At 64.1% G+C, this 17,650-nt stretch carries 19 protein-coding genes; 4 read left to right on the forward strand and 15 right to left on the reverse strand.

Annotation, left to right across the window (positions count from 1 at the left end):
* Window positions 1–3: 3 nt before the first annotated feature.
* The 12 genes from FMM02_RS05515 to FMM02_RS05570 form a co-directional block, all read right to left on the reverse strand.
* Window positions 4–1,002 carry a type II secretion system F family protein gene (locus FMM02_RS05515; RefSeq protein ID WP_147493920.1) on the reverse strand — a complete coding sequence of 333 codons (999 nt, stop codon included), beginning with the start codon at window positions 1,000–1,002 and terminating at the stop codon, window positions 4–6.
* The gene (locus FMM02_RS05520; RefSeq protein ID WP_147493921.1) at window positions 999–2,387 is read right to left on the reverse strand and encodes a TadA family conjugal transfer-associated ATPase; all 1,389 of its coding nucleotides are present in this window, start codon (window positions 2,385–2,387) and stop codon (window positions 999–1,001) included. The genes FMM02_RS05515 and FMM02_RS05520 overlap by 4 nt, the downstream gene beginning before the upstream one ends.
* A 3-nt stretch (window positions 2,388–2,390) precedes the next feature.
* Window positions 2,391–3,590, reverse strand: a complete 1,200-nt coding sequence (locus tag FMM02_RS05525; RefSeq protein ID WP_147493922.1) for a CpaE/TadZ family protein — start codon at window positions 3,588–3,590, stop codon at window positions 2,391–2,393.
* A gap of 7 nt (window positions 3,591–3,597) precedes the next feature.
* Complete coding sequence (locus FMM02_RS05530) at window positions 3,598–4,176, reverse strand: TadE/TadG family type IV pilus assembly protein (protein ID WP_147493923.1); 579 nt, start codon at window positions 4,174–4,176, stop codon at window positions 3,598–3,600.
* Complete coding sequence (locus FMM02_RS05535; RefSeq protein WP_246104837.1) at window positions 4,173–4,646, reverse strand: TadE/TadG family type IV pilus assembly protein; 474 nt, start codon at window positions 4,644–4,646, stop codon at window positions 4,173–4,175. Before FMM02_RS05535 ends, FMM02_RS05530 begins: the two co-directional genes overlap by 4 nt.
* A 26-nt stretch (window positions 4,647–4,672) precedes the next feature.
* The gene (locus FMM02_RS05540; RefSeq protein WP_147493925.1) at window positions 4,673–6,265 is read right to left on the reverse strand and encodes a pilus assembly protein TadG-related protein; all 1,593 of its coding nucleotides are present in this window, start codon (window positions 6,263–6,265) and stop codon (window positions 4,673–4,675) included.
* A gap of 12 nt (window positions 6,266–6,277) precedes the next feature.
* Window positions 6,278–6,568 (reverse strand): hypothetical protein, encoded by a 291-nt coding sequence (locus FMM02_RS05545; protein ID WP_187107859.1) that lies wholly within the window; start codon window positions 6,566–6,568, stop codon window positions 6,278–6,280.
* Window positions 6,558–8,078, reverse strand: coding sequence for a type II and III secretion system protein family protein (locus FMM02_RS05550; protein ID WP_147493926.1), 1,521 nt, complete (start codon window positions 8,076–8,078; stop codon window positions 6,558–6,560). The genes FMM02_RS05545 and FMM02_RS05550 overlap by 11 nt, the downstream gene beginning before the upstream one ends.
* Window positions 8,068–9,030: a Flp pilus assembly protein CpaB gene (gene cpaB / locus FMM02_RS05555; RefSeq protein ID WP_187107860.1), complete on the reverse strand. Its 963-nt coding sequence runs from the start codon at window positions 9,028–9,030 to the stop codon at window positions 8,068–8,070. The genes FMM02_RS05550 and cpaB overlap by 11 nt, the downstream gene beginning before the upstream one ends.
* Window positions 9,031–9,090: 60 nt before the next feature.
* Window positions 9,091–9,264 carry a Flp family type IVb pilin gene (locus FMM02_RS05560; protein ID WP_147493928.1) on the reverse strand — a complete coding sequence of 58 codons (174 nt, stop codon included), beginning with the start codon at window positions 9,262–9,264 and terminating at the stop codon, window positions 9,091–9,093.
* A 43-nt stretch (window positions 9,265–9,307) separates the two neighbouring features.
* Window positions 9,308–9,493 carry a Flp family type IVb pilin gene (locus tag FMM02_RS05565; RefSeq protein WP_246104838.1) on the reverse strand — a complete coding sequence of 62 codons (186 nt, stop codon included), beginning with the start codon at window positions 9,491–9,493 and terminating at the stop codon, window positions 9,308–9,310.
* A 454-nt stretch (window positions 9,494–9,947) separates the two neighbouring features.
* Window positions 9,948–10,715, reverse strand: a complete 768-nt coding sequence (locus FMM02_RS05570) for a DUF2569 domain-containing protein (RefSeq protein WP_147493929.1) — start codon at window positions 10,713–10,715, stop codon at window positions 9,948–9,950.
* A 226-nt stretch (window positions 10,716–10,941) separates the two neighbouring features.
* On the opposite strand from FMM02_RS05570, the gene FMM02_RS05575 reads away from it, so the two are divergent.
* The 4 genes from FMM02_RS05575 to FMM02_RS05590 all read left to right on the forward strand — a co-directional run bounded on the left by FMM02_RS05575 (window position 10,942) and on the right by FMM02_RS05590 (window position 14,605).
* Entirely contained in the window at window positions 10,942–11,130 is a 189-nt protein-coding gene (locus tag FMM02_RS05575; RefSeq protein WP_147493930.1) for a hypothetical protein, read from the forward strand.
* A gap of 58 nt (window positions 11,131–11,188) precedes the next feature.
* Complete coding sequence (locus FMM02_RS05580; protein ID WP_147493931.1) at window positions 11,189–12,100, forward strand: sulfite exporter TauE/SafE family protein; 912 nt, start codon at window positions 11,189–11,191, stop codon at window positions 12,098–12,100.
* Window positions 12,097–12,855, forward strand: a complete 759-nt coding sequence (locus FMM02_RS05585; protein WP_147493932.1) for a TIGR02186 family protein — start codon at window positions 12,097–12,099, stop codon at window positions 12,853–12,855. Before FMM02_RS05580 ends, FMM02_RS05585 begins: the two co-directional genes overlap by 4 nt.
* Before the next feature lie 67 nt (window positions 12,856–12,922).
* Window positions 12,923–14,605, forward strand: a complete 1,683-nt coding sequence (locus FMM02_RS05590) for an ATP-binding protein (RefSeq protein ID WP_147493933.1) — start codon at window positions 12,923–12,925, stop codon at window positions 14,603–14,605.
* 15 nt (window positions 14,606–14,620) lie between these two features.
* Here the strand turns inward: FMM02_RS05590 and FMM02_RS05595 are convergent, their stop codons facing one another.
* From FMM02_RS05595 to FMM02_RS05605, 3 genes are all read right to left on the reverse strand, one after another.
* Complete coding sequence (locus FMM02_RS05595) at window positions 14,621–15,337, reverse strand: phosphatase PAP2 family protein (protein ID WP_187107698.1); 717 nt, start codon at window positions 15,335–15,337, stop codon at window positions 14,621–14,623.
* Window positions 15,338–15,341: 4 nt separating this feature from the next.
* A complete protein-coding gene (locus tag FMM02_RS05600; RefSeq protein WP_147493934.1) occupies window positions 15,342–16,139 on the reverse strand; it encodes a DUF1206 domain-containing protein in 798 nt (265 codons plus the stop codon).
* Between the two features lie 68 nt (window positions 16,140–16,207).
* Window positions 16,208–17,644, reverse strand: a complete 1,437-nt coding sequence (locus FMM02_RS05605) for a M23 family metallopeptidase (protein ID WP_246104853.1) — start codon at window positions 17,642–17,644, stop codon at window positions 16,208–16,210.
* Window positions 17,645–17,650: the final 6 nt, after the last annotated feature.

Genomic DNA, 17,650 nt, shown 5'->3' on the forward strand with positions numbered 1-17,650 from the left:
GCGTTACACCTTCAAGTCGATCATTCGACGGATCGACCAGAAGCCGATCGCGTACATCGCAAGCAACACGACATAACCCGGGATAAAGGCCGGATCGTCGGCGACATCGAGGTAGAAGCTCGGGTTGCCCAGGAACAGGATGGTGAAAGCCACCACCGGCAGGGCGGTCAACATCGTCGCGGTCATCCGGCCTTCGCTCGACAGGGCGCGGACCTTGAGCATCATCGATGCGCGTTCACGGATCACGGCGCTCAGATTTTCGAGGATCTCGGCAAGGTTGCCGCCCGTTTCATTCTGCACCGACAGGGACACGACGAACATCCGCATGTCGTCGAGGTCCCAGCGGTCGGCCATTGCCGTCAATGCGTCACGCAGGTCAGCGCCATAGGTCACCTCATCGACGACGATGCCGAACTGACTGCCGATCGGATCGGGCATCTCTACGGTAAGGAGGTCGAGCGCCGCGGCGATCGGGTGACCGGCCCGAAGGCCCCTGACGAACACGTCGAGGGCGACCGGGAACTGGTCCTGGATCTTCTTGCGCATCCGGTTGGCGCGCATCGACAAGAACAGCAGCGGGATGCCCGCACCGAGGATGAAGGAAAAGGTCGCGAGCATCAGCACGCGCCCGCCGCCAAGCGCCGCGCCCGACACCACCATTGCCAGAATGATGATGAGGAAGAGTGCGATCGGCGCGACCAGCAGGTAGAGCATCAGTCTGCCGGTCGGGATTGCTACGCCTGCCGCCATGAGCATCTTTTCAAACCGGATCGCCGGTCCCGCGAGCAGGTCGGGCAGCACCGGAAGGTGGCTGACGCGGCGGCGTAGCAGGAGCATCGCCTCGCTTCGCGGCATGCCGCGATTGATGAGGTCGAGCCGCTGGTTGATCGCCCGGTTTTCAAGCCTTCGCCCGACGGCCGCAGCCATCAGTCGCTCGACCGCGAAAACCACCGCGGCGAAAATCAGGATGAGGACAAGGGCGCGGATCCAGATGTCGCTCATGCTTCGAAATTCCTGTCTGGCCGGAACAGGTCGGGCGACAATGACACGCCATGTGCCATGACCTGATCGAGGAAGCGCGGGCGGATACCGGTGGCTTCGAACTTCCCTTGCACTATGCCGTCACTCGACACGCCGGTCTGCCGGAAGCGGAAGATTTCCTGCATGGTGATGACGTCGCCCTCCATGCCCGAAAGCTCAGACAGGCTGGTCAGCTTGCGCCGGCCGTCACTGAGGCGCGCGACCTGGACCACGACATGGATCGCCGAGGAGATCTGGGCTCGGGCGGACCTGGCCGGGATGTCGATCCCGCTCATGCCGATCATCTGCTCGACGCGGCTCAGCGCGTCACGCGGCGTATTGGCGTGAACGGTGGTCATCGAACCGTCATGGCCGGTATTCATCGCTTGCAGCATGTCGAACGCCTCCCCGGCGCGGACTTCGCCGACGATGATCCGGTCGGGCCGCATGCGCAGGGAATTCTTGACTAGGTCCCGCTGCATTATTTCGCCCTTGCCCTCGATATTGGCTGGGCGGGTTTCCAAACGGACGACATGGCTTTGTTGAAGTTGCAATTCGGCCGAGTCCTCGATCGTCACGATCCGCTCCCGGTTGTCGATGAACGCAGACATGGCATTGAGCATGGTGGTCTTGCCCGAACCGGTACCTCCCGAAATGAGGACGTTGAGCCGCGCCGCGACCACCGCCTTCAAAACCTCGGCCACCTGGGCCGGGACCGATCCGATCTCGATCAACCGGGCAAGGCTGATCGGCACCTTGGCGAATTTGCGGATCGACAAGAGCGCGCCATCGAGCGCGAGCGGAGGAACCACGGCGTTGACGCGGCTCCCGTCGGCGAGCCGCGCATCGACCATTGGGGCCGATTCATCGACGCGCCGACCGACCGCCGACACGATCTTCTGGATGATGCGGATCAGGTGGCGCTCGTCCTTGAACCGCACCGGGGAGGCTTCGAGCACGCCATAGCGCTCGACGAACACGCTATCGTGGCCGTTGACCAGGATATCGGTGATGGTGGCATCCTTGAGCAGCGGTTCGAGCGGCCCCAGGCCAAGCAATTCATCGAGGACGTCGTCGACAAGCTGCCGCCGTTCAGCATTGTTGAGCGCGTGGCGCTGCTTGTCCAATTCCTCAAGGACGATATCGCCGGCTTCTTCCTGGATTTGCTCGCGCGACATTGTTTCGAGCGCGGACAGGTTGATGAGGCCAAGCAGTCGCTGGTGGAGCTCGACCTTGAGGTCGGTGTGGAGATCCTTGGGCGCGAATGCGCCGGCGTCGCCAACCGTGGTCAGGCGGCGCTCCTCTTCGGATCGGTCAGCCGTCTGTTCGGGTGCGTCCTCGTCAATCGGTTTACGAATTTGCCACATCGGTCAGTGCTCCAGCCCGAGGGCGGCCGCGACGCCCAATTGTAATTGATCGAGATCACGGCCCAGCGCGCATTTGCGCTTGATCTCGGCGATGGGCACGCCCCGGTCGAGCGCTTGGCTCATCGTCGCATGGTCGTTGGCGATGCTGTAGGCCACAGGCCGCTTCAGTACCCGTTCGGCATCAGCCGGGCCGAGCGTCTTGAACAAACCCTTTTCGACGCGATTGAGGATCACGCGCAATTCAAGGTTGCCGAGGTCCTGCGAGGCCAGCAGGTCGAGCTGGCGACGAGCCCGGTGCAAACTGGGCACCCGCAATTCGGTAACCAGCAGCACGAGATCCGCGCGGGCTAACAGCGATAGCGACCAATTGGTCCAGTTCGCCGGCAGGTCGACGAAAACCGTTCCAAACTCGGCGGTCGCCAGGTCGAGGATCGTCAGCAGCTGGTCGCTGGCGAGCGATTCCAGCGGCATGATTTCGCGGGGCGCGGAAATGACCCGCAGCCCGCTGTCGTGGCGGACCGACACTGACCGCAGCATGTCGGCGTCGAGGCGCTTTCCGGCGGCGATCAGGTCGGCAAAGGTCAGTGACGGTTGCAGTCCGAGCTGGAGTGCGGCGTCGCCGAACTGGATGTCGAGATCGATCAGGCAGCATTCTCGGCCAACCTCCGTCTCGCTCTCGGCAAAACGGCTTGCCATCTGGGCCAACAGCGCGGTCGCACCGACACCGCCTTCGCCCTTGATCACGGCAACAAGTTTCTGGTGGCCGCTGCGCGGGCTGCTGGCCTGCTGCGCGACCATCTTACGAATGGGATCGAGTGCCGTTTCCAGTTCGGCAATGTCGAGCGGGAGCGGCACCACGTCATGCGCCCCGGCACGCACCAGCGCACGGACCAGCGCGATCGACGGATTGAATGCGGCACCGATCAGCGGCACCGGTCCCTGCGCGAGCTGCTCGAACCGGGCGATCGACTGTTTGTCACCGTCGCTGACCTGGACCACGGCGGCCGCGGCGCCGGTGAGCACCGACGGGTCGACCTGCTGAGCGGGATCAGCCAACACCAGCTCCAGCGGGAAACCCGCAGCGCTGGCCCCGACGAGCGCATTGGCCTCGCCCTCGACCCCGGAAAGCAACAAGCGCACCGGTGCTGGGCCGGTATCGGCTCGCCACTGCAGTGTGCCACGGTCGGGTGAATACATGGTCATCTTTACCTCAATTGGATACAGTCCCGGCGCCATCCTCCAGCGTCAGCGCTGCCCGGAAATCAGGCATGGTGATGTTCGCGCCGAACAGCAGGAAGGTAAGCGGCTGGAAGGTCAGGCCAGTCAATCTAACGGTCACCAGCGGTGCCACATCGGGACCGTTGGGATCTCCAGCATAGCCAAGTCCGACATTCTGATATTCGACCCAGACATTGCTGTCGGTGATCGGCGGGTACATGGCGTTCATTCGCGCGACGATATTGTCGAACGCTGCCGCGCTATATCCCCAGCTATTGGTGCAGCTGCTGGTGTCGCAAACCGTATTGTCGAACGCCGAGATCGGGACCGGATCACCGCCCGGGATGCTGTTGGTCAGCGCGAAGTTATGCGACGCCAACGTCGATGGGACCATGTCGGTAACGACTGCATAGCGCACACCCATCTGGGTCGCCTTTTCGGCCCGGTTGAATTCCCACAGGAACCGGCCGGCATCGATGATCCCGAATATGAACAGCAACAGCAGCGGCAGCACCAGCGCGAATTCGGCCGCAGACGCGCCGCTGCGATCGAGGCGAAGACGCTGCATCATATGCCCATCACCGCCGCTTCGCTTCGGCCCGGAACGTTGAGCCCTGATGCCGAAAAGCCGAACAGGGTCGCATAGGGAACCGCCGCGACGATGGTCACCCTTCGCGCCCCGCCCGACGCGTTGGCGTAAATTCCCGACGACGTATAGGCGGCCGTCGAATCGCAGGTGATCGTCACCGTGATCGTGGCCGGATTGGTCCAATAGGATATCCGCGCGGGCGCGCCATTGGCGGTCGTCCCGGTGCGGACGAGGTTCTTGATGTCGCTTTCCTTGGTCGCCGTCCCCCCGCAGGGCATTTCGGTGAATGGCTGGCGACCCGCGAAGCGGGCACCGTCGCGCACCGCCTTGGCAACCACATGGCTGTCCATGAAATAGCGGCCGAGTTCGACCGACCCGAACAGGATGGTGATGAGGATCGGCAGCACCAATGCCATTTCGGCGGCGGCTGCGCCGCTCCGACAGGTCAGCATCGATGCGGGTCCCCGAGCCATGCTCATCACTCGATCAGGTAAGGCACGTCGCGGTGGACGACCTGCGCGGCGGCGCCGCTTCCGGTGGGATTGGCCCGGCCGATGATCTCGACATAGATTTCATTAGCATCGACGCCCGCAGCTGGCCGGGCCAGGGAGGGCTGGACGAGGAAAACTTCGGCCCAGGCGATGACGTTGAGGGAGGTCGAGCTTCCTGTCAGCTGGGCGCAATTGTCGCCAATCGCGGCCGCGATGATCCGGCGGTCGGGCTGGGCGCCGCCGGGCAGCAGCCCCGGGGGCTTGCACACCGGCCGGCCATGCTGAGTATAGGTGCCGTCATTGGCGTTGCCATTGAAGTCGTAGGCCGCCGTCGGCTGGGGACGTGCGCCATTGGAATTGCCGACACCAGAAACATTCTGTTCCCAACGATAGAAATCGTAGCGGCTCGCTGCTGCCCCAAGGCCGGTTGCGGCCTGCCAGTTCGATCCGGTCGCGTCGCTCATCGACGGGTGGTTCTTCAGGAAGTAGATGTCGCGCCGCCACGCCCCGTTTCCGAAGCGCGCGTTGGTCGTGCCGCAGCCGCCGCCCGCAGGATAATGGCAGATATCCATGGGATAACCCATCAGCGTCACCTGGGCATCGTCGCCCGCGGCGTTGGATGCGACATATTGGTCGGCATCGGGCGGAAGCCGCCATTCCGCATTGGCGATGCCGCAGCTGTTGGCGCTCGGCGCATGCATCCGCATCAGGTCCTTGGTGGTATTGTAGGCCGGGCTGCATGCGGCATGCGGGAAGCAGGTGTTCCGGCCCCACCCATTCTGGAAAATGTCGAACCTGACGTTCAAAGCGTCGAGGACCGAAGCCGACACGCCGGTGTCGACGTCGACGCCCGCATCGGCGACGCAATTGGTGTTGGGCGAATCCATGCCGATGGCGACCTGCTGGTCGGGCGTGCCGTTGTTCGTCGCACCCACGTCGAGCCAGCCGAAATTGCCTGCCCCCCAGCTGTTGCCGCCGCCCATGAACAGCTTCAGCCCCTTGCCGCGCCACGCGTCGGGATCGAACGGCTGTCCGGGATTGGGATTGCACATCATCAGCGGCGGGATCTTGCAGATCGCTGAGCCCATGCCGGCATAAGCCGTCGCCGCGAGCGCGCCCGAGCTGAACGCGCCGGCGATCGGCGTCAAAGCATAATTGGCCTGGCGACTATTGACGGTAATTTCGACGAACCGGGCCTCGGCATCGGTCGTCGCCGGAGTGGTCTTGGCCTTGTCCTGATAGAAACGGACATTGCCCGTCGCGTCGCAGTTCGGCTCGCTGGGAATGGTGATCGCCAGTCCCGAGGCATTGCCGTCATTGGCGAACCGGGTCTGATTGGCGACCAGCGTTTGCGCCGCGGCATCGGCGCGCGAACAAGCGCCGGCTTTCTTGTCGAGCTGGCTTGCCGCGGCCAGCGCTGCCTGGTCCGCGGCATTTTGCAATTCGGTGTCCATGGACGCCAGCCTTGCATAGTCGAACGCGATGCCACCGACCGCAATCAGTGCAACCAGGGATAGCGCAACCGTGGGCGCAACCGCGCCGCTGTTATCGCCCCCGCATTCGAACAATCGCCGTGTCATGACCTTCCATCCTTATTGCGGTCCTGATGTTCCGCTGCCGCTGCCCGACGAGACACCTTGTCCCGTCCGTTCGATCCTCAATTGCTTGGTTTCGCCCTTGCGATATTTTTCGGTGGCGGCGGCGGCCTTCTCGCCGTTGGATCCTGGCTGGGCGCCATCCTCGGGATAAACCGGGTCGGGATCGATGGTCTGCGCCGCCATGTCATAGCGCAGCGCTTCGCCGAAGCCGGGGTCGACCGGGGCGCAGGAGGCAAGTCCGGCAAGGGCCGGGACCGCCGCTATCAGTGCAAGCCTAGAGCGCATGGCCATAATCCTTTTCGAGGCGGTTGACGTCGAGCGCGGCCATCCCGCCGCTGGGCGGCGCGGTTTCACCGATCGGCCGCATCACCGGCGAAGGCTGGGTCGGCGCGAGGGGGTTGGCGCCCACCGCTCCATCGGTCCGACCGAGCAGGAACAGGTCGGCCTCGTCGGGCGGGGTCGCCCGGTCGGTCGGCACCTTCAGCGTTCCCGCGCGCACCGGCCGCACCAGCCGCGGGGTGACGATGATCACCAGTTCGGTCTCTTCCTTCTGGAAGCTGGTCGACCGGAACAGCGTGCCGATGATCGGGATCGACCCGAGGATTGGGAATTGCCGCACCGTGTCCTGGAAGTCGCGGCGGATGAGGCCTGCCAGCGCGAAGCTTTCGCCGTCGCGCAACTCGACTGTCGTCCGCGCCCGCCGGGTCTGGAGTCCCGGCACGCGAAGGTTATTGATGATCACCGAGCTTGACGGATCGATCGAGCTGACTTCGGGCGCTACCTCCATGTTGATGACGCCGTCGGCAAGGACCGTCGGCGTGAAGGCAAGGCTGACGCCAAACGGCTTGAACTCGACGGTCAGCGCGGTGCCACCGCCGGCACCGCCAGTTCCGCCGGTGCCTTGGGCCACCGGGATTGGGAATTCGCCGCCGGCAAGGAAGCTCGCGGTTTCGCCCGACAGTGCGACCAGCGTCGGCTCCGCGAGCGTCGTGACGATACCCTTGCGCTCCAGCGCGTTGAGCGTCGCGTCGATGTTGAGGCCGGCGATGCGGAACATGCGCGACAGGATCCCGAAGCTGTCGACGATCGAGCCAAGTTGCAGCACGCCGACGCCGTCTTCGCCCGGGGTCAGGCTGGCGCCGCCGCCGATGGCGCCCTGGAACCCGTTGTTGCCGCTTCCGGTAAGAAAGCCGCTAAGCCCGATGTCCTTGAGCGCGCCGCGCTTGATTTCGGAAAAGCGGACCTCGAGCATCACCTGCTGCGCCGAACCGATTGCAAGCAGGTTGACGACCTTGCCGGGGGCATAGGTTTCGGCCAGCTGCACCGCCCGGTCCGCGGCGGGGCCGCTGCTGACGATGCCTTCGAGCACGATCGAATCGTTGGAGATGCGCGCGCCGACCTGGTCGCCCGGCATCAGTTCGGCGAGATTGCGCTTCAGGCCGATCACGTCGGGACCAACCGCCACATCGACCACCGCGATTAGCATGTTTCGCCGGTCATAGAGGGTCAGGCTGGTAGTGCCGGTCTTCTTGCCGAGCACATAGACCGACTGGTCCGACAGCGGCAGGACGTCGGCGATTTCGGGATTGCCGATCAAGGCCTTGGCGTAGGGGCGGTCGACCCGCAGCACCTGACTTTTGTTGACCGGGACCTGCAATTCCCCGGCGCGAATGTCATCGGCTTCGCTGACCATCACCTGCGCCGCCGCGGGAAGGGCGAAGCTGGCAGGCATAGCGATAATTGTTGCGAAGGCGGCGGCGCGCAGCGCGGCCCGCCCAAGGTTCCTAGCGGTCATAGCCCCCCACCTCATAATCCTTGGTTTCAGTTCCCCGGGTCACTTCGATCGTCGTCGTCTTCGGTGCTGCCGGCGGCGATCTTGATGCGCTTTGTCGCGGCGGCTGGCGGCGCGGCTGGGTCAGCTTGGCAACCCGTTCGCGGCGCGCCGCAGTGGTTGTCGGAGCCCCGGTCTGCGGTGCGGCCGTCGAGGCACCTGGCGGCAGTGAACTGTAATAACTGTAGCGCAAGTCGCTGAGACTGACCGTATCCACCGCGGCAATGTTCTGCTCCGCGCCGGGCTTGCGCAGCACAAGGCTAAGCTGGCCAATCTGCTGGCCCAGCGCCAGTTTTTGCGCATCGACCGGGGTGACTTCCAAAGTCGCGGTGCGCGACACAACCGGCTTGCCGTCGGCACCCGCCGCGTCCTGATCCATGGCCACGACGCGAATGTTCTGGAGGAGCACGTCGGTTTGCTGCTGGCCGCCTTGGGCGCCCTGGGTGCCGCCAACCGCGCGGGTGATCAGCACATCGACAGTGTCGTTCGCCTTGACGAAGCCGGCCACCCCGGAAACGTCATTGATGCGGACAGTGGCCGCGCGCATGCCGTCAGGCAGAAGCGCGGCGATCGAGGCGTTTTGCCCTTCCCCGCTAAGGTCCGCGGCTAGCAGCGGCTGGTTGACCTGAATCGGGCGAAGCGCGACCCGGCGCTGGCCCGCGGGCAGCAGTTCGGGCAGCGACTTGAACGCGCCGGGCGGCAGGCTTGCCGCCGGATATTGGACGAATTTGACCTTGTCGGGCGTGACTTCGCTGCCGAATTCGAACGGCAGGGAGGCAACCGCGACCCGAACCATGGCCTGGTCGGTCTGGGCGATCTGCCGTTCCCGGCCGGTCAGATAGGTGTTGGCAAGAAGGACTGCGACCAGTCCTAGAATGATCGCGACGCCAAGGGCGATAATGGTCTGGCGTTTCATGCTTCTGGTCCCCCGCATGTGGGGCGGTCCCGCGCCCCGGCTTCTTTGTCCTTCGGAAATTTACTGGCTGATATTGTTGGCCGCGTCGGTCATCGAATTGCCGATCGCTCCGCCAAGCCCGATCGCGGCGATGGCGATGGCGGCACCGATGATCGCGAGGATCAGTGCATATTCTGCAGCTGACGCACCCGACCGATCGGCGAGAAGTCGTGCGAAGATGTTTATCCTGCTCATGAGGTAAGGGGCAGCCAGCCCTAAAGCTGGCTGCCCAGCCCGACTAGGCGGGGGTGCAGGTCGAGGTATCGGCGATGCACGCAGCGGCATCATCCATCTCGTTGGCGATCGCACCCGAAAGGCCAACAGCCGCAAGGGCAATCGCCGCACCGATAATCGCCAGGATGAGCGCATATTCGGCAGCCGAAGCGCCGGACTCATCGCGAAGCATGTTGATGAAGGTTTTCATGTGTCCGTCCCCTAACTTTGTTCAACAAATCCCCCGCCCGCTCAGGACCGACAGGGAGCCTCACGCCGAAGGGGAGACGGAAGAACAAGACTGACACTAGCGAGGGAAAACTGACTGCAACGGCCCCCGTGCTTGCATAATCCCGCGGCCCCCCGGCCGCTCGACTGATCAAATCCTCTGCCTCGGTTAACTCTTTGTCAAGGATGTTCATTTAACGCAGGTTAACGACGACTAGCGTTCGCAGGTGCGGTAAATCACGGGAAAACAGCCATTTTCGCCCGGCACAAGTCGCGCAGGACCGTTTTAATGGGCCTGACTTCGTGCCAATTCTGGACAGACTCGCGGGCCAGGGCCCGCACCGGCGGCCTAACTGGCGCTAATGTATCCGTCTATTTGCGGGTGATTATGCGTCGACTTTCGGTCGCGGGCTGACGCGAGTCGCGAAAGGCCTTTATCAGGCCTCGACCCGGTGGCGGTAGGTCACGTTCACCCGCTTCGACAGCAACAGGTAAGGCAGCCACAGGCCGATGCTGATCAGCACCTTTTTGGCATTGCCGTCGAGCAGCGCATGAAGTGCGTCGGCGACGGTCCCCGGCAGGCCCTGCTGGGCGACCGCGGATGCGATGCCCATTTGCATCGCCAGGTCGATCGCCCAGACCGCCACGAGCAAGCGCGGGAACAGCGGCACCCGCCGCAACGCGGCAACGAAGGCGATGGTGTAGAGCGAGCTCAGAAGGACGACATCGAGTGTCATCATCAGGTGCAGTGTCGACAGCCAGGGCGGCACCGTGCCACTGAGCGCCGGGATCGCCGCGAAATATTCCAGCGCGCGCACCGGCACATTGAGCAGCATGCCAATCAGCAGCGAGACCATGATCCCGCTACTTCCATAAAGCGGATGCCGTTCGGCCTCGGCCCGGCTGACGTTCCGCCAACGACCGACCTTTGCAAGCCGGATTTCCGGCTGGGGCAGGCGGTGGCCGTTGCGGAACCAGTGAAGCGCAAGGCCCATCGATATGAGCGGGGCGGTCACCAGCAGGAGGTAGGGAAGAAGCGTGTCCATCGCGGGGGGCGCAGGCATCGGCGACAGGGCGATTCGAAGCGCCGAGGCCAGCATGGCCATGACGAACCAGCCGGTCATTAACCGGGGCAATGAGGTTTCGATCGACAGCAACAGGGCTGCCGACCTGGCCTGCAGGCGTTGGGTCATGGGTCCGAGCATCAGCGCGGAACGCTCCTTTCCTCACTTCTGCCCCGGACATAAGGCACGCTGCCTTACCATGAGGTAAATCGCGCGTCGGGTCGTTCGGTTCCAATTCGCCACTCACATCCCCGCAGCATTTCTTCAAGTCGCCGCACGGACGGCGAGGGGTATGCGGGCCTCATCCGATCTCTCGGTGACCGCCAAATAACCGGGTCGTACCTTCAAGCCAATTCGAACGCGCCTGATGGCTTATGCCGCTGGCCGCATTGTTGCGGACCGGGTTAGCGCAGCCCGCCTCTATCGCCTCGATGCCGGTCACCGCGCCTCGCTTCGGGTCGAGCGGATGGGCGTCCATCTCGATCTTCGCCAGCGGATGACGGGGACGGTTCTGCCAGGATCGGTCGCGGTAGTGACCATCGGCGGAGACTTTTAGAAAAGCCGCGGACTGCCTTGGTATTACCGCCGGTTTGCGGCTAGCGTCCTCGCGCGCCATGGACATTTACCTCCCCATTGCCGGCATGTCGGTCAACGCGCTGCTGATCGTGGCGCTGGGGGGCCTGGTAGGCCTGCTGTCGGGAATGTTTGGCGTCGGCGGCGGCTTTCTTACCACGCCTTTGCTCATGTTCTACGGTATCCCGCCGACCGTCGCGGTGGCCAGTGCCACCACCCAGATTACCGGCGCATCGGTGTCGGGAGTCTACGCCCATCTTCGCCGCGATGGCGTCGACTTCAAGATGGGCGGCGTGATGATCGCCGGCGGGTCGGTTGGCAGTATCGCCGGTGCCGGCCTGTTCCGGCTGCTCCAGTCCTCGGGCCAGATCGACCTGGTAATCGGCACCCTCTATGTCATCCTGCTCGGTGGGATCGGCGGGTTGATGCTTAAGGATGCGCTGGTCGCGCTTGGCTGGATCAAGCTCGATTCCGATGCCCAGCCCCGTCCTCGCCACAATCGCTGGGTGGCGGGACTGCCCGGCCGCTGGCGATTCTATTCCTCGGGCCTTTACGTGTCGCCGCTGGCCCCGTTGATCCTCGGTTTCGTGGCGGGCGTCATGACCGTCCTGCTCGGGATCGGCGGCGGCTTCATCCTTATCCCGGCGATGATCTACCTGCTCGGCATGGCGGCCCGCGTGGTCGTCGGGACCAGCCTGGTGATGATCCTCGCAGTCAGCGCGGTAACGACAATGGTTCACGCCATGACCACCCAAGCCGTGGACATCGTCTTGGCGGGCTTGCTGCTGCTCGGCGGCGTGGTCGGGGCGCAATATGGGGCGATGCTCACTACCCGGCTGAAGCCCGACCTGCTGCGCCTGGCGCTTGCCGGGATCATCCTGCTGGTCGCCCTGCGAATGCTGCTCGGCCTGGCCTGGCAGCCCGACGAAATCTTCTCGATCGAATATCTATGAAGCGGTCGGCCTTCCTCCTCGTCCTTGCACCACTGCTGATGGCGCAATCGCAGCCGCGACTGGTACCCGACATCTCCGCGCGATCGATCGAGATCCGCTACAGCTTCACCGGTGCTCAACTCCTGCTGTTCGGCGCGATCCTCTATCCCGGGGGTCGGGTGCCAAGCGATCCCGCCGACGTCATCGTCGTCCTGAAAGGGCCTGTCGAACCGATCTTGCTGCGCGAAAAGCAGAAGATTGCCGGCATCTGGATGAACGCCGATGCCAACCGCTTCCGCTCTGCCCCCAGCTTTTACGCGGTTGCGTCATCGGCCCCGGTTCGGGACCTTGTCGATGAACGCACTGCCGCGATTTACGAACTTGGCCTTCAGGACCTTCAGCTGTCGCCAGGCGGCGGCGCGCTTCCCGAGAAGGAGCGGCGGTTCGAGGCCGGATTGCTGGACCTTCGCAAACGCCAAGGCCTTTATGCGGAACATCCCGCCGGGGTCGAGATCAGTGAAGGCGTGCTCTACCGGGCCAGCATCTCGATCCCAAGCCAAGTCCCCGTGGGAACTTATACGGCGGAAACTTTCCTGGTCGATGACGGCAAGGTGATTGCCGCGGCAACACGCGAGATCGACATCGGCAAGTCGGGATTCGAACGGTTTGTTGCGCTTGCTGCGGAGCGACACGGCTTTCTTTACGGCATCGCTTCCGTGCTGCTTTCGCTCGGGCTTGGCTGGGGCGCCGCAATCGCTTTCCGCCGCCGCTTCTAAAGCCAATCTTAACCTCGTTCCGCTACGTGCTGTGCCTATCCGCAGTATGCAGAAGGTAGCGTGACGAATGACCGACCAACCGAGCCTGAAGCAGTTTCTAGACGAGCTGAGCAGCTACAGCGACGAAGATGGATCGGGCGCGTCGTCGAGTACGGAAGCTTCGATTCCGCCGATCGGCCGCGTGCTGGAAATCGCCGGCTCGGGCTCGCGCATCTGGATGGATTTCTCCCGTCTGCAAATGCTGCAATCGCATAGCGACACCTCGGTCGCCATGTCCGGACAGGTCGGCAGCCAGGTCAAGATGCTGGTCGGATCGTCCTGGCTGATCGCCAATATCCGCACGCTTCAGACCGGAGGCGACGGCAAGGTACTCGGCCAGATCGACTTCCTCGGCGAAGGTCAGGCCGCGTCGGGCGGCCGAATGGCCAATTTCCGGCGCGGCGTGACCCGCTATCCCATTCCGGGCTGCGAGGTCATGCCGGTCACTACCGCCGACATGCGCGCCATTTTCGCTGCCGCCGACGACCCCCATATCGAAATCGGAACCGTCTATCCGACCGACGATATTCGCGGCACGCTTTACATCGACCCGATGCTTTCGAAACATTTCGCGGTGCTGGGATCGACCGGTACCGGCAAGTCGACTTCGGTCGCACTGATCCTGCACCGGATTTCGCAATATAGCCCAGAGGGCCATATCGTGATGATCGATCCTCACGGCGAATACTCGGCCGCGTTCAAGAGCTGCGGCGAACTCTTTAACGTCGACAATCTCCAATTGCCTTACTGGTTGCTCAATTTCGAAGAGCATTGCGAGGTCATGCTCACTACGCAGGGTTCGGAGCGGCAGCGCGATGCCGACATCCTCGCCAAGTGCCTGCTGGCGGCGCGGACCAAGGGCAAGAATGTCGAACAATATGGCAAGCTGACCGTCGATTCGCCGATCCCTTACCTGCTAACCGACTTGTCGCAGATCCTGGTGTCGGAAATGGGCAAGCTTGATCGTGCAGGCGATACCACGCCTTATCAGCGGCTGAAGAACAAGCTGGACGAACTTCGCGCTGACCCGCGCTATGGCTTCATGTTCTCCGGAATGTTGGTCAACGACTCCATGGGCAGCTTCATTGCCAAGCTGTTCCGGTTGCCCAGCCATGGCCGCCCGATCTCGATCGTCGACGTGTCCGGCGTCCCGTCCGAAGTTACCAGCGTAGTGGTTTCCGTGCTTGCCCGCATGGTATTCGACTATGCGATCTGGTCGCGAACCGAAGCTCAGCGGCCGCTCCTGCTGGTCTGCGAAGAAGCCCACCGCTATGTCCCCAAGGACGAAAATTCGGGCGGCCAGGCGGTGCGCAAGATTCTCGAGAGGATCGCCAAAGAAGGCCGTAAATATGGCGTGTCGCTCGGGTTGATCACGCAGCGGCCGTCCGACCTTGCCGAAGGCGTGCTGTCGCAGTGCGGCACGATCATCTCGATGCGCCTGAACAACGATCGCGACCAGGCCTGTGTTCGGGCGGCGATGCCCGAAGGCGCACGCGGCTTCCTCGACGCCATCCCGGCGCTGCGCAACCGCGAATGCATTGTTTGCGGAGAGGGCGTCGCAATCCCGATCCGCGTGCGTTTCGACGACCTCGAACCGGAAAAGCGGCCTGCCTCGTCCGATCCCAGCTTCGCCGCCGCCTGGCGCGAAACCGGCGACGAGGAAGGGATCATCAGTCGCACGGTCAAGCGCTGGCGCGGCCACGGCAAGTAAGCGCCGGCCGCGAACTCAACTGGGCGGAATCGACTCTTCGTCGGCCCGTTCGACATCCCCATGCCGTTGCAGCCACAGCGCTGCAGCCCAGCACAGCGCCGCCCAGGCCGATCCGATGCACCATCCGGCGACGACATCGCTGGGGTAGTGGACACCCAAATAGACGCGGCTGGTCCCGACCAGCATCGTCAGGACCGCGGCGAGGGTCAGAAAATAGAGTTTCACGCGACGGTCCGGGGTCGTCCGGGTCAATAGCGCGCCAAGCGTCAGGAAGGTCACCGCCGACAGTGTCGCATGGCCGCTTGGAAAGCTGGATGTGAAAACTCGCGCGCCATGTTCCAGGTCGGGGCGCGGCCGGTCGAAGCCGGTCTTGAGCAGGTTGCTGAGAAGCATGCCGCCGGCTTCTGCGACAAGCAGGAACAGCGCGACGCGCCGCTTGCCGACCAGCAGCAGGTAGCCGGTCGCGGCGATCAGCAAGATGATGATGAAGGAGTAGCTGCCAAGCGCGGTGATGTCCCGGACCACTTCCTCGAACCAGTCGGGGCCGATGAGGTTGGTCACATCGCCCGTTTCCCGGAACAACAAGAGCAGGCGCCGGTCTATCTCGTGCGTGTCCCCTTCGAGGACCTCCTCGGCGATCATCCCGAACAGCAGGACCAGCGCCGCCACCACAAACAGGGCGAGGTAGGGGCGGATTTCCCGCGACATTGCCGACACTTTCAGCCGCTTCATCGGTCTAATGGAGTTGCGGCCGAACCCGGCCGCGGGCGATCGCGCCGACGGGCACGCCGTGGATGATCCGATACCGGGCCTCGATCAGACAATAGGCGCCGAATGCGAGCAGGCCGATGGCGACCAGCATGTCCCAGGGTCTATCCAGCCAGGACAGCGCCTCTTCCATACCAGCGGCTTCGCCCGCCCGGCCGTTCACGCCCGCCTTGGCGACGAAATAACCGCAGACGAGAAAGATGAGACCGCGCGCCGCATAGCCGATTCTGCCGGCCCATTTTACCCGGGGGTCGTGCGAAACCTGGGGTTCGAGTCGATCGAGAAAATCGGCCTTTCGAGCCTTGAGGATCTGATATGCACCAACCCCGATGAGGATCAGTCCGGTCAGGACCAACGCGATCCAGCCGCCGGGCAATTCGAGGACCGCCTGCGCATCCTCCTGCGCCCCGCCGCTCGCGGCCTTCCCCGAACCCCTGATCAGCCGCACCGATTGCCAAGCGAGCACAAGGTGGACGATGCCGCTGGCAGCAGCACCGATTCGCTGGCGACCACCTTTCTTGCCGGCCGGGTGACCTTCGATGTTGAAGATCGCGTCGGACAGACGCCAGATGCCGTAAGCGACGAATCCCGCGGCGATGGCGATCATCAGCAATCGGCCGCCGCCCTTGGCCAGATAATCGAGCGCACCGCTGGGGTCTTCGCTTTGCCCGGCACGCAGCAAGAGCATGGCAATGACGATGTATAGAATCCCCCGGGCGGCGAAGCCCAGCCGGGTCAGAGCAGTCAGCCGTGCGGTTGCGTTCATCCTTGTCACCTCCTGGCGAAGGCGAACGGTTTGGCAGCCCCATCCGTTCCGGACGGTCTTAATTGCCGTCAGCCCCTGGGCGACCCCACCGCCATCAGCCGGGCAACATGGGCCTTGAAGCGATCCTGCTCGCGCGGGTCGATCACCGCTGCGCCGGCGAATCTGACACCGACGGGGTTGATCGCGACGCCGCCACGATAAACTTCATAATGGAGGTGCGGCCCGGTCGACAGGCCGCTCGACCCAACATAGCCAATGAGCTGGCCCTGACGTACGAAACTGCCCTCCTCGACTACCAGCCGGCTGAGATGGCTGTAGCTGGTCGACAGGCCGCCATCATGGGCCAGCCGGATCTGCCGGCCATAACCGCCTGCCCAGCCCGAGCGGATAACCTGCCCGTCCGCCGCCGCGACGATCGGCGCACCGCTGGGCGCGCCAAAATCAATCCCGCGGTGCATCCGGGCAAATCGCAAGATCGGGTGGACCCGAAGACCGAAGCCCGAGGTGATCCGCCCCGCAACCGGCCAAGCCAGGGCCGATTGGCGCTGGCGCTCGCCCTGGGCATCGACCCACTCCGTTCGCCCGGCGGCGGTCCATTTCACCAGTCGGATCGCGCCGCCGCCTAGCCGGTCGACCGCAGCATAAAGCAATGGTCCCTCGCGGCTTTCTCCACCGGCCGTGCGCGCATTGGCGATGACCAGGTCGAACCGGTCGTTGGGGCCGACATCGCTGCCCACGTCGATCCGGGTCGCGAGCGCCCGGAGATAATCGCTCGCCGCCTGCGGCGACACGCCCGCGCTGCGCAGTGCCCAGTAAAGTCCATCGCCGACCCGACCGCGGATCCTGAGCGGGGTCCGGTCCACCGCGGTCCGTTTTGTCTCCAGCGACAAGCGGTCGCCGCTGCGGCCAACCAGCAGGTCGAGACCAATGCCGGCCCGCAGCGCGACGCGCTGGATCGGACGAGTCCCGCCGGGCTGTTTCGGCCCAAGCCGGATGTCGATGGTCGTGCCCGGGGCGATGCGCCCGCCAGCTGAAGCGATCAGCCGCGCGGCCTCACTGGCATCGGCATAGTTGGCGCTGTTGCGAGCCAGCAGCCGGTCAAGCGTGTCGCCGCTGCCCAGCCGAACGAATAATTCGATTGCCGGACGGTCGGGCGCCCGCAGCAACGGCTGCACCAGCCTATTGGCCGCCATCCGTCCGCCGGTGCCGCTGCCTCGCGCAATTGGCGCGATCGCCGCTTCCCGAAACTCGGCAGCCTCGCTGGCCCCGACCCGGTCGGTAGCCATCGCGGGCAAGGGTTCAAAGGGCTGCGGCGCAATCAGCGCGACGGCGACGCACAGCCCGGTCAGGGTCGCAAATCCGCGCCACCACCGGCGCGTGAACATGTCATCGGACAGGTCGACGATAAGGTCGATATCGCGCCAGCGCGGCCGACGGCGGCCGAAACCCGGCACGGTTGCGGTGCCAGCGGCGAGGCCGCGGCGGGTCCGCAGATGCGCCGGCATGTCGAG

The sequence above is a fragment of the Sphingomonas xanthus genome (assembly GCF_007998985.1).
In the GTDB taxonomy this organism is placed as follows: Bacteria; Pseudomonadota; Alphaproteobacteria; order Sphingomonadales; family Sphingomonadaceae; genus Sphingomicrobium; species Sphingomicrobium xanthum.